Source organism: Clostridiales bacterium (genome assembly GCA_012512255.1).
Lineage (GTDB): Bacteria > Bacillota > Clostridia > Christensenellales > DUVY01 > DUVY01.
In genome coordinates this window covers 1-12,161 of the sequence record JAAZDJ010000043.1, presented here as the reverse complement: position 1 = coordinate 12,161, position 12,161 = coordinate 1, and the positions used below count along the sequence as shown (strand labels likewise).

General features: G+C 39.7%; 13 protein-coding genes. 2 read left to right on the top strand and 11 right to left on the bottom strand.

Translation table 11 applies throughout. The features are described from left to right. From GX756_02295 to GX756_02280, 4 genes are all read right to left on the bottom strand, one after another. Positions 1-522, bottom strand: a 522-nt coding sequence (locus tag GX756_02295) for a stage V sporulation protein D (GenBank protein ID NLC16692.1), incomplete at its 3' end; no start/stop codon positions are given. After that, positions 523-1,626 (bottom strand): hypothetical protein, encoded by a 1,104-nt coding sequence (locus tag GX756_02290; protein ID NLC16691.1) that lies wholly within the window; start codon positions 1,624-1,626, stop codon positions 523-525. A gap of 37 nt (positions 1,627-1,663) precedes the next feature. Then, positions 1,664-2,593, bottom strand: coding sequence for a 16S rRNA (cytosine(1402)-N(4))-methyltransferase RsmH (rsmH, locus tag GX756_02285; GenBank protein NLC16690.1), 930 nt, complete (start codon positions 2,591-2,593; stop codon positions 1,664-1,666). A 3-nt stretch (positions 2,594-2,596) separates the two neighbouring features. After that, positions 2,597-3,088 carry a division/cell wall cluster transcriptional repressor MraZ gene (locus GX756_02280; protein ID NLC16689.1) on the bottom strand — a complete coding sequence of 164 codons (492 nt, stop codon included), beginning with the start codon at positions 3,086-3,088 and terminating at the stop codon, positions 2,597-2,599. Positions 3,089-3,472: 384 nt separating this feature from the next. Between GX756_02280 and GX756_02275 the strand changes: the two genes are divergently transcribed. Continuing rightward, positions 3,473-4,171 carry a hypothetical protein gene (locus GX756_02275; GenBank protein NLC16688.1) on the top strand — a complete coding sequence of 233 codons (699 nt, stop codon included), beginning with the start codon at positions 3,473-3,475 and terminating at the stop codon, positions 4,169-4,171. Here the strand turns inward: GX756_02275 and GX756_02270 are convergent. The 6 genes from GX756_02270 to GX756_02245 all read right to left on the bottom strand — a co-directional run bounded on the left by GX756_02270 (position 4,168) and on the right by GX756_02245 (position 10,600). Next, positions 4,168-4,806, bottom strand: coding sequence for a hypothetical protein (locus GX756_02270; protein ID NLC16687.1), 639 nt, complete (start codon positions 4,804-4,806; stop codon positions 4,168-4,170). The genes GX756_02275 and GX756_02270 overlap by 4 nt on opposite strands. 134 nt (positions 4,807-4,940) lie before the next feature. Then, a complete protein-coding gene (locus tag GX756_02265) occupies positions 4,941-5,645 on the bottom strand; it encodes a hypothetical protein (GenBank protein ID NLC16686.1) in 705 nt (234 codons plus the stop codon). After that, a complete protein-coding gene (locus tag GX756_02260; protein NLC16685.1) occupies positions 5,642-6,319 on the bottom strand; it encodes an SAM-dependent methyltransferase in 678 nt (225 codons plus the stop codon). Before GX756_02260 ends, GX756_02265 begins: the two co-directional genes overlap by 4 nt. Next, on the bottom strand, positions 6,316-7,389 hold the full coding sequence (gene rpoD, locus GX756_02255) for an RNA polymerase sigma factor RpoD (protein NLC16684.1): 1,074 nt from the start codon (positions 7,387-7,389) through the stop codon (positions 6,316-6,318). Before rpoD ends, GX756_02260 begins: the two co-directional genes overlap by 4 nt. Continuing rightward, positions 7,389-9,149, bottom strand: coding sequence for a DNA primase (locus GX756_02250; GenBank protein NLC16683.1), 1,761 nt, complete (start codon positions 9,147-9,149; stop codon positions 7,389-7,391). Before GX756_02250 ends, rpoD begins: the two co-directional genes overlap by 1 nt. Positions 9,150-9,610: 461 nt before the next feature. Further along, positions 9,611-10,600: a deoxyguanosinetriphosphate triphosphohydrolase gene (locus tag GX756_02245; protein ID NLC16682.1), complete on the bottom strand. Its 990-nt coding sequence runs from the start codon at positions 10,598-10,600 to the stop codon at positions 9,611-9,613. A gap of 171 nt (positions 10,601-10,771) precedes the next feature. On the opposite strand from GX756_02245, the gene GX756_02240 reads away from it, so the two are divergent. Then, positions 10,772-11,728, top strand: a complete 957-nt coding sequence (locus tag GX756_02240) for a hypothetical protein (GenBank protein ID NLC16681.1) — start codon at positions 10,772-10,774, stop codon at positions 11,726-11,728. A gap of 161 nt (positions 11,729-11,889) precedes the next feature. Here GX756_02240 and GX756_02235 read toward each other — a convergent pair. Further along, the coding region (locus tag GX756_02235) for an oxaloacetate decarboxylase subunit alpha (protein NLC16680.1) at positions 11,890-12,161 on the bottom strand (272 nt) is incomplete at its 5' end.

Sequence of the window (12,161 nt, the reverse complement as noted above, 5' to 3'; positions counted from 1 at the left end):
GCTTTGGCCTACGCCGTCTATATTGGTAAAGCCTATGACTTGGGTAAGCATACTGCCGTAAGGATAAAACCTGGAATTATCTTCGCTTATATAAATGCCGCTGTATCCGCTTGCCCGTATTATATCTATTTTTTCTTTTTCTATTTTTTTGGCGACGGTAACTTCGGACACTTTTTTGTGCAAAGCGGCATATAAACTTTGTTCGTCTTTATCCAAAATATCAGCCAAAAACTTAGCGACCGCCGCTTTGTCCTTTACGGCATTGGGCCGGGCATAGACCGAATAAGTGGTATAATTAGTCGCAAAAACTACGCCGTTTGCGTCCAAAATTTTGCCGCGCGGGGCTTGAAGCGGCAAGTCCCTTGTCCATTGGTCTATGGCCCTGCTTTGCAATTCTCGCCCTTTGAAAACTTGAATATAAACCAACCTGATTGCAAGCGCAAAAAAAATAAAGGTTATCGACAAAACCGCTGCCAATAACCTCTTTTGCATGCTTACTTGCGAATAATATTTGGTTTTCAATTAACCGCTCCCAAACACTCCGCTTAAAAAGTCGCACAAAGCGTCAAACCAATTGGCGCCGCCCGTAGGCTCGGGTTGATACTTAACAGGTATCAACTCAACCGTATAAATGTCGTCATTATCTTGCATGCCCTGTTCTTTCGCCTTGGCGTAAATATAATTATCGTCGTCATACTTGGATAATTCGGCGTTGGTCTGGGCTATGTAATTTTGTCTTTCTGCAAGCTCGTTTTCCAACGCGCTGATATCCTGCGATAAGGTGGAAATCATCATCGCGGTCGTCGCTATCAATACGGCTATCACGACGACGATAGTGACATACAATGTTATCAGCCCTTTTCTCGCTTCTAGCGTTGCGGCCCTTTCTGCGCCTTTTTTTATCAGCTTAAAACCTTTTATTTTTTCGTCGGGCTTCTTTTGGGCGTATTGCATAGTTTTGGCGCTGGGTTTTAAGTCGTTTTCTCTTTCAGCAAAGCGCTTTTTATAACGCTCGGCGATAGTGGTTGCAAGACCATAGACATTGGATGTCGGCCTATACGAAGGCGCGTTTTGAGTAAAAAATGTGCTTTGATAAGCGTCGTTGTCTATTCTGTTTCTATTATATGTGTAAGGGCTGCTGTCATATTCGCTATAATAGTCTTTATATTGGGGCTTAGAAAATTCCCTTTCTTTTATCGGGATTACGGCCTCTTGCATAGGCTCGCTTGCATCGTCTAAATGCGCCTCAGGCTCAAAACGCGTTCTTTGGGGCCTGTCGTCTAAATCCCTTAAAGATATTCTTCTGCGCTCTTTTTCGCTCTCTTGCTCTTGTTCTATACGGCGCGCTTGGTTGTAGCGGTCTTCATATAATGTGGAATGCGCCGCTATTCTTTTTTCGCGCTCTATAGCCGTGTCCTCCCTTGAGATAAAAGGACGCACCCTTGTAACACCCTCTTTTAAGAAATCTTTGCTCATATAATTTTCTCCATCATATTTACGGGCGTTTATATAACTGTAACCTCTGTTAATGCCAGGAACAAAAATATCATAGTCGGTTTGGTCGTTGAAGCTGCGTCTGAACTTGCTGAACTTAAAATCTTCGTCTTTTAACTCGGTGCTTCTCATAATGTTACTCCTTAGGTTTTTTTATTAAAAAACCTTTTTATAGTCTGCAAGCCGCTCTTAATTTTGCGGACGCGGCTCTTGAGTTTTGTTTGATTTCTTCTTCTACCGGCAAAATAGGTTTTTTGGTCAATAGTTTTATGGTAGCCTTGTGGTTGCAAGAACAAACAGGCAAACTTTTATCGCAAACGCAATCGGTTGATTCCTTTTTGAATAATCGCTTAATTATTCGGTCTTCCAAAGAATGAAAGGTAATTACAGCGATTATCCCGCCCTTTTTTAACCTATCTATAATGTCCTTTACCGCCTGTTCCAAGCCTTCCAGCTCTTGATTGACTTCTATTCGTATGGCTTGAAAAGTCTTTTTGGCAGGGTGCCCATGCTTATATTGTTTGAGGGGAACACTTTTTGAAATTATGTCTGCCAGTTCAAGAGTAGTAACGATAGGGGCGATTGCTCTTGCTTTTGCGATGTTAGCTGCGATTTTTTTCGCGTAAGTTTCTTCGCCATAAAGATACAGTATCTCTTCTAGTTTTTTCTGCGGGTAGGTATTGACAACTTCGTAAGCTGTAAGGCTTTGAGTTTGGTCCATTCTCATATCTAGTTTTGCGTCTTTTGTGTAACTAAAACCTCTAGAAGCCTCGTCAATCTGATGGGAAGATACGCCCAAGTCCATTACCGCGCCGTCAAGATATTGTATCCCTAACGAATCCAAAACTTTGCGCGCGTTTTTAAAATTTTCATGCACGGTCAGCACCCTGTTGCCAAAACGACTTAACCTTTCGCCTGCGTGTTTTAATGCCTCTTGATCCATATCCAACCCTATAACGCGCCCGTCAGGCGAAGAAATCTTTAGTATCTCTAACGAATGTCCCCCGCCGCCCAAGGTCGCGTCCAAATATATGCCGCTGCTTTTGGGCTTTAGGACATCCATTGTCTGCTTTAGCAAAACAGGCGTATGGTATTCCATAATTTAAAGGTCCGTTTGAGCGCTAGATTTTCTTTTCAGCAAATTATTAAACGCTTTTAAAATTTCATTAAAATCTTGGCTGCCTTCTGGCAACTCTTTTAGGTAGTCATAGTTGCCGTTAATGCTTTGGTTAAATCTTTCTTCGCTCCAAACTTCTATTACATTGCCCGCGCCTATGGTAACCACATTTTTGATAATGTTCGCGTAATCCCTCAGCGCCGTAGGCACTACAAATCTGCCTTGATTGTCTTCTTCCACATCAAACATAAAAGAGGTAATAGCCCTTATAAACTTCATCGCTTCAACATCGGTATAATCAATGTCCTTTATCTTAGAGAAGATGTTTTGCTCAAAATAACTTTCGGGCGCAATTACCAAGCTTCCTAAACCCCCGCGGGTAATAAAATACTTTTCGCCGAGTTGGGCTTTGAGTTTGGCGGGTATTCGCAACCTGCCTTTTTCGTCCGCTTGATGATAATAAATTCCCTTAAACATCTTTCTCTAATAGATATAATTTCACTTGTAATTTACCTATATCTTAGCATAAAATTTGACCACTTGCAACCCTTTTTGAAAAATTTTATTGCATTTTTAGACATTTTTTGCACATTTTGACCCCTTAATGCCACTTTTTTGGGTATTTTGACCACTCAAAGCCACTTTATTGGTCTAAAGATATTAAAAATATTGATATAATACGACAAAATAGGCATAAATACTATTTATGGATAAAACAAATTAATAAGCTGAATTTATATTTAATTATAACCTAATATATCTTAGCATTTATTTTTAGGTTAAAATTTTATTATACTTGGCATTCTATTTATTCCCTTATTTCAAAGGCATAAACGCTTATGTTGTGATATAATTGGTTTTATGAGAGTTTTTGCCATTGCGGATTTGCACCTTTCTATTAACAATCCCAAGCCTATGGATATTTTTGGGGGCGCATGGGATAATTATTTGGAAATATTGACAAAAAATTGGGAATCACTAATTAGTCAAGACGATTTGGTTTTGATAGCCGGCGATATAAGCTGGGCGATGACATTGCAAGAGGCGTTGCCTGATTTGGAATATATTGACGCGCTTCCCGGAAAAAAAGCAATAATCAGGGGCAACCACGATTATTGGTGGAAATCCATAAGCGCCCTAAGAAGGGCGTTGCCTCCAAGCATATCGGCTATCCAAAACGATTGCGTTAAGTTTGGAAATTTTTTGATTTGCGGGACAAGAGGCTGGACTGTGCCTGAGAATAATCAATTATGTTCAGAACAAGACCGAAAAATATATTTAAGGGAAATTGAAAGGCTGAAATTGACGCTCAACGCCGCCGCCAAAGCGCGCGCCCAAGACGATAAAATCTTGCTTATGATGCATTTTCCTCCTTTTAATTCTTCCAAAACGCATTCCGATTTTACGCGATTGATAAGCCAATACGATGTTGACTGCGTAGTCTATGGGCATCTTCACGGCAAAGGCGGCAACGCCAGTAAAAAGGTCGTCTTAGACGGCATTCCTTATTATTTGACTTCCTGCGATAAGCTCAATAATAAGCCGCTAAGGATTTATTAATCGGATTGCGGATAAAGCGGCAATTCAAAGAACGCGTTGCAAGCGTTTTCGGCAAACTCCTCGCATTCGGGAATACAGCAATATCCGTAAGAGGGAACCAATAATTCGGTTTCAATTGTTATTTTTAATATAATGGTAACGCACGCTATTACGTTCATTTGGGTATCTTTAATAGGCGTTCCTTCGGGAATTATCGCCGATACCACTGCTTCCACTTCATACGGGATAATTGATTGGCTAGGCACCGCCAAAATAACGTCCACGGTGACGCCAATTATGGCGTCCGCCCTGCCTTCTTTGTTATTGGCGTCAACATAAATAATTTCCATAGGCATATTAACAAGCGCTTTTACCCGCGCGAATCTCGGGCGGTCTTCCAGTCTTGTGACAATAAGGTCTTTGATAATACCCCGCGTGGTTATTGACCTGCCGCTTACAAAGGTAAGAGGAAAAGCGGGATTTTGGGGCATAAAGTTGCTTAATGTTATAATAAGGTCGTCAAGCTGGGATTGGAAAATGCACGCGTCAAAAACTTTTTTTACCTGAATGCAAACTTTTTCGCATAACCCGTGCAAGGGGCTTCCCGATATGATGCCGGGCAAAAAATCGCCTCTATTACAATTAAAAAAAGACATATTAATCCTCCGTAAATATATTGGGCTATAAGATAAATATATTCACGGCATCTTAAAGTTATTGATATAAAATAAAAAAATCTCTTCTTAAAAAAATGAAGAGATTTTTTGATTAATTTACATAAAAAATTTTTTTATTCTCCCAAATAAATTACCCGTCTGCATGATTCGCATTCTATTATGCCTTTTTCTCTTAGCTTTTCAACGGCGGCAATTGACTGCTGCATCATGCACCCGCCGCAGCGGTTTCCGTCAACGGATTTTACAAACGCCGGCAAAACTTTGTCTTTCCTTAATGATTGGTATTTGGCGAAAATTTCTTTGTCTATGCCTTTGGCGAGTTCGGCTAACTTGGCTTTGTATTCTTCTATTTTAGGGCCGACTTCTTTTTTTAAAGCGTCAAATCTTTTTTTGGCTTCGTTAAAAACATGCCTCATATTTGCGCCTTCCCTGCGCGCTTCTTCGTTTTTCTTGATAGTCTCGTCTATATTTTTGGGCAATTTATTTAGTTCTTTTTCAAGCGCGCTGAGGTTGGACTGCAATTTTTTGATTTGCTCGTCCACCTTTTCCAAGTTTTTGTCGCTCAAATCTTTTTCTAGGATTTTTTCCAGCTCGTCTAGTTTTGAAGAAATGCTATTGATATAAACTTCAAGTTTTTTATAATTATCATACAATACGCCCGCGGCTTTTTCGGTGCGTTTTGCCAAATTCCCAAGGCTCAAAAATTTTTCCTTAGCCTTTTCGGCTATAGCGTAATCTTTGCTTTTTTCTATCTTTAATTCTAAGCGCCTAAGCGCCAGATCTTGCTCTTGATAAGCTAATATTTTTTCCAAATTCATTTCAGCCTCCCTTTGATACTTTCTCTAAGATTTAATATCTTTTCCAAATCTTTTTTTATAAGTTCCCTTTGCTGCGTTTTTGCCCTTTTATTAGCTTGTGTCAATAGATTTATTTTTTTGTCCAAATATAATAAAAAATCTTTTGAAGGGTTTTTTAGGTTCCCAATGCCCCATTCTAGCTCGGATTGCCCTAGCTCTTGCTTGCCTTTTACAGCTTCTATAATATCATAAAACTTGGCTTTGTCCAATACAATAAAATCATTGACAATCTTATAGCCAAATTCGTTAAGTTTTTCGCGCAAAATTGGCGTATTTTGCTGCGGCGATAAGATATAACGGTCAATCAAATCTTGGTCCTGTTCTATGATTTTGGCAATCTCCCTGCCGCCCATGCCGGCTATAACCGCCAAATCAATCTTTTGGCCATAGTCAATCAACGGCTTTAGCCCGTCGCCGCACAGGGTAATAATTTTGTTTTCAATTTTCTTTTTTTGGGCTAGTTTTTGGGTTTTTTGTAAAGATAAAGGGCTTATGTCCGTCGCCAAAACCTTGTCGCAAAGCCCGTTGATTATCAAATAAACCGATAATTTGCCGTGATCGCAGCCGATATCCGCCACAGTGTCGCAAAAAGTTACCATATCGGCTATTGATTGAAGCCTTTTGGATAGCCTCATCCGTTTAGGTCTTTGAGGCGCTTTTGGCTTTTGGATATGTTGCGAAGTTTTCTAAGCGCTTTGGCCTCTATCTGTCTTATGCGTTCCCTTGTTACATTAAAGACTTTGCCCACTTCTTCCAACGTGCGGGGGTGCCCGTCATAAATGCCGTATCTTAGCCTTAAGACTTGCTGCTCGCGCGCCGTAAGGGCTTCCAATTCTTTTCTGACTCTTTCGCGCGCGTCCAAAATCTCGGCCATCTCGGAAGGCGAAATAGCGTTTTCGTCGGGGACAAAATCGCCCAAATGGCTGTCTTCTTCCTCGCCGATAGGGGTCTCCAGCGATACGGGGTCTTGCGCGATTTTTTGGATCTCCCGGACTTTTTCCACCGTAATGCCCATTTCCTCGGCTATTTCTTCGGGCGTGGGTTCCCTGCCTAAAGACTGCAAAAGCTGTCTTGAAACGCGTATCAATTTGTTTATGGTCTCCACCATATGTACGGGAATCCTTATGGTGCGAGCTTGATCGGCGATAGCTCTTGTTATCGCTTGTCTTATCCACCATGTCGCGTAGGTTGAAAACCTAAAGCCTTTGGTATGGTCAAATTTTTCCACAGCTTTTAAAAGCCCCAGATTGCCCTCTTGGATCAAGTCCAAAAACTGCATTCCCCTGCCTACATATCTTTTGGCAATGCTCACAACCAATCTTAAATTAGCTTCGCATAGTTTGTTCTTGGCTTCCTCGTCGCCTTGGGCCATCCTTTCGGCAAGATAAACCTCTTCTTCGGCGGTCAAAAGCGGAACTTTGCCTATATCTTTAAGATACATTTTGACAGGGTCTTCTACGCTTACATCGCGCATCAGCTTGTCAATGTCTTCTTCGTCTTTTTCAATTTGGCTTATATTTTTTAGGACCTGAACGCCTTCTTCCTCTATTATGCGAAAAATCTCGTCCATGACCACGGCGCTTGCTTCCAGTTCGGTTATAAACCTTGCGGCAATTTCGTCATAGGTCAAAAAACCTTTGCTTTTGCCCAAAGCGACCAAACGGTCAATTTCTTGTCGCTGTTTTTCGGTAATGTTTTCTTCCATTAAATACTAATACTCCTTTTTCTTAATTGGTTTATTTTTTCTATGAGTTCGGCTAGTTTTTGCAATTGCGCTTTCTTTTTCTCTTCGTCCTGTTCTATTTCGCATTCTTTGCTCAATTTTTCCCTTTCTTGCTCCATTATTTCAATCATTAATTGAGCGTAATAACCTTCGTAATATTTTCTTTGGATTTCAGGGTCGGAAGAATCGCTTTGCGCAAAATTTAATATTTCGCCTAATTCCTTATGTTCGCTCTCGTCAAAATCCAAGAATATTTTTTTTATATCTTTTCCGCTTAACGCGTAGTTTAAGATTTTTTTATGCAAATTATTCAATGGCAACCTTTCAAAAGGAAAGTCATAACGCGCATAATCTTTCTTATTTATGATTGCCCACAAAAGATATTTTATAGCTTTTGTATGTAAATTATCCTTTTTTTCTTCAACTAATGCGGGCTTAACTCCTTCTATATTCATTGAAATTTGCGCCTTTAGCGACTCAAAGGTAAAACCCGTTATTTTTTGAATCATTTTCAAAGCGGCTTCTATGGATACATAGTCTTTTTGATTGGACGCGAGCTTGCACGCCGCTATCGCGTATTTTGACCTGCCGTCATGAGTATTTAGGTCGTAATCTTTTTTTAATACTTCAAGCTTGTATCTCAAAAGCGGCATCGCTTTTTTTAGGTAGTTTTCTTTAAAGGCTTGCGCGCCTTCTTTTTTGACCACATCGTCGGGATCAAGCCCCTCGGGCAAGACAATGACTTTGACTTCCAGCCCGTTTTCTTCCAATATATCAAGCCCGCGCAGCGCGGCTTTTTCGCCCGCGGCGTCGCCGTCGTAGCATATATAAACTAAAGGCGCGTATCTTTTTAAAATTTTGGCCTGCTCGTTGGTCAGGCTTGTCCCCATTGAAGCGACCGCGGTATTAAATCCGGCCATTTGCAAGGCTATCGCGTCCATATAGCCTTCGCATAAAATGGTATAATGGATGGGCGCTTTTTGCTTGGCTTTTTTTAGCTCGTTGATCGCGTAAATCGTCTTGGACTTGTCAAAAACCAAGGTGGACGAAGTGTTGCGGTATTTGGCAAAATCGGTCTGTTGCAAACTTCTTCCGCCAAAACCTATAACCTCGTTGAAGTTGTTGATTATAGGTATTATCAATCTGCCGCCAAAGACATCGTAATATCCGCCCTCGTTTTTGCCGCAAAGCCCCGCCATTACCAAATCTTCGCCGCTATATCCTTGGCCGATAAGGCACTTAACTAATTGGTTATAGTCCGGACTGTAGCCTAGACCAAACCTTTTTATCGCGGTGTCGTCAATTCCTCTTTTATGCAAATAATCCAAAGCGCCTTTGCCCTCGTCGCTAAGCAATTTTTGGTGATAAAACAAAGCCGCCAAACGATTAAGAGCCAATATCGTATCGCGTTTTTGTTTGAGCTCTTTGGTCTTATCGTCAAGTCTATATGAGGGCAATTCCAGCTTTACTTCGTCGGCAAGTCTTTTTACGGCTTCTATGAAGTCTATATTTTCTATCTTTTGCACAAATTTAATGACATCGCCGCTTTCGCCGCATCCAAAACAATGATAAAATTGGCGGTCTTCGTCTATGGCAAAAGACGGGTCTTTTTCGTGATGAAACGGACAACGCGCCCAATAATTACGGCCTTTTTTGGTAACAGGCACATATCGGGATATCACTGTCACAATATTATGACTGTCTATAAGCTTGTCCAACCAATCTCTGTCAAAACCCGCCAATTACATCTCCAAAAAAAATAACGCTTATGATAAATTTTTATATTTCAATTATATATTTCGACAATATCCCTGTAAACCCTTTTTTATTTTAAGATTTTTTCTCAAAAAAATATATAAAATTTTTGTAAATAGGTATTGAATTACATCTATAAATGTGATATAATAGCCCTACACCAAAGAAAATCAATCGTTATTGACTTGAAATCTAACGATTGATTGGGAGAAAAGCTATGGTTTCAAAAAAAGACATTGCGCTGTCGGTTGTCGGCTTTATTCTCCTTTTAGTTGTCGCGGCTTGCACCTTTACTGTTTTTATACTATAAAGATTATATCTACAAATGATAAAATATTTGCGACTTTATGTTGCGAATATTTAAAAAGCTAAGGATAACTTCCACTAGATTAATGCGTTATACAGAGCGAAAAAACCTTCCTGATATTGTTGGGAAGGTTTTTTCGTTTTAATATTCCCAACCTTTAGGGACAAATATGCTGTTAAAAACATGTATAGAATATCTATCCGTCATGCTGGCAATATAATCGCACACTTTTTGACGATCGTCCGCTTCAAGCTCGGCATAACCTTTGGGCAAACGGCTGATGTCTTCTATAAAATATTCAAAAAGCATTTTTAACATCCTGACCGCTTTATGCTCTTCTTCTTTGGGCTTGCTGCCGCTATAAACGCGCTTAAACAAAAAGTCTCTTAGGCGCTCGCTTGCTTGGGTAAATTCGTCGTCCATTTTTACATAAGGTTTGTTTAGGCTGGTCTTGATAATATTGCTTATCATATTATTAATGCGGTCATGGACATTTTTGCCCAAAACATCGGTAACATCGCGCGGAAGGTCGTCTTCGCTTAGCACATTGGCGCGTATGGCGTCGTCAATATCATGGTTGATATACGCGATTCTGTCCGCCAAAGCGACCACAACGCCTTCCAAAGTGCAGGGCTTAGCGCCCAAGCGATGATTAAGGATGCCGTCTTTTACTTCGTAAGTTAGGTTCATCCCTTGGAAATTGTTTTCCAAAACCTCAGCAACTCTTAGGCTTTGGACATTATGCTGGAAATCAATATAATCCCGCAAAGCGCGCTCGCCGGCATGGCCGAAAGGCGTATGCCCCAAATCATGGCCAAGCGATATGGCCTCGGTTAAGTCTTCGTTAAGCCTTAACGCCCTTGAGATGCTTCGGGCTATTTGCATGACTTCCAATGTGTGAGTGAGCCTGGTGCGGTAATGGTCGCCCTCGGGAGATAAAAAAACTTGGGTCTTGTGTTTTAATCTTCTAAAAGATTTGCAATGGATAATCCTATCCCTATCCCGCATAAATTCCGTGCGATATTCCGTAGGTTCTTGCGGTCTGGAACGCCCCTTGGTGTCTTTGGACTTAAAAGCGTAGGGGCTCAAAAACTTTTCTTCTATTTCGTATCGTATTAATTTTGCGTCCATAATTTTTTTTATTATACATCAATAAAAATATTATGTAAAACATTAAAAACAAAATTGCGTCTTATTGGTATTTACAATTTATTTAATTTGTATTGAATTGAACAATACTATATGATATAATTTTAATACACAAAAGTTTTATTTAAAAACTTAAGAAAAAAAAGGTGAAATATGGATTTTTGCCCGATGTGCCAAAACGAAGTTTCCATTGAAAATGCTTCTTTTAGCGGTCACAAAAGAACCAACTGCCCTGTATGCGGCGAATATTATTTTGCTCAGCACTTTTTTGATAACGCCAAAATAATAGTATGCGCTTATATCTATAACGCGATAAAAAATAACGATATCATACCTATTTTTACCGATCATAACGAGTTGTCTAAACCGATAGAATCCAATATGGAAATTGTTTCGCCCGAAGTATTATTGGGTTATTATCCCAAAAACCTTAGCGAACTTATTGACCAAATTATCTTAAATATAGCCTTTTATATTAAAACAATCGGCGCAAAGATTAATAATGTCTATCTTACCAATATAAACGACCGCCAATACGCCCGTAAAAGCGCCTTGCTTAAAACTTTATTCTGTATTTATGATAATAATCTAAACCAATTATCAATATTATTGAAACACTTGGAAAAGCTGGGTTATATAGAGCCTTTGGCAATTGGCGTCTTTAATTTGACGCTTTCTTTCCAAGGCTGGATGAGAGTGGAAAAACTGCAAAAAGATACCCGCGCGTTAAACCAAGCTTATTTAATAGCCAGTTCCAAAGAAAGCATGAAAGACTGCCGAAATAAAATGAAAAAAGCAATGGCTGGTTTAGGCTTTGTAACCAAGTTTTCGGACGAAACATTTTATACTAGGCCCGTAACGCACGAAATTTTTTATGAGTTAAGGCGAAGTAAAATCGTGGTCGCGGACCTTACATATTATAAGCCTCATGTTTATTATGAAACTGGTTATGCCGAGGCTTTAAATAAGCCCGTGATTTATACCTGCAAAAACGGTTATTATGTAAGAAGGCAGTTTGATATTATCCATAATAACACAATCAAGTGGGAATCGACCAATCATTTATATAAAGCTTTGATAAATAGGGTTTTGGCCGTGTTAAGTTTGTAACTGTTTTATCGTCAATGGTTTTTTTAAAAAAAACAAAAAAAACCGTCAATATGGCGTTTTTTTATACAACCATTCATAGGTTCTGTTAATTATTTAACCGTATAAAAAAATCCCTTTTAAGTTAACTTAAAAGGGATACCTTTTTATCCAAATTTTTTTATTTATACGGGATGTATGGGCGTTTTTAAAGTATATATGTCTGTGTCAACCTTATATTTAGCAGCCTGGCGGTTTTTGAAGAATATGACGGCTAATTGTGGGAACAGCGCGTAAGTTAATATATCCTCTTCTTTTTCAATATACTCAGCGCATTGTTCCTTATATTTTTCCAGCTCGGGCGCGATATCGTCCGCCGGTCTATGTTCTATGATTTTTTGGTCGCCGATAACTTTCTTGACAACCTTCGGATTAGGCGGCATTGGCAACCTGCCGT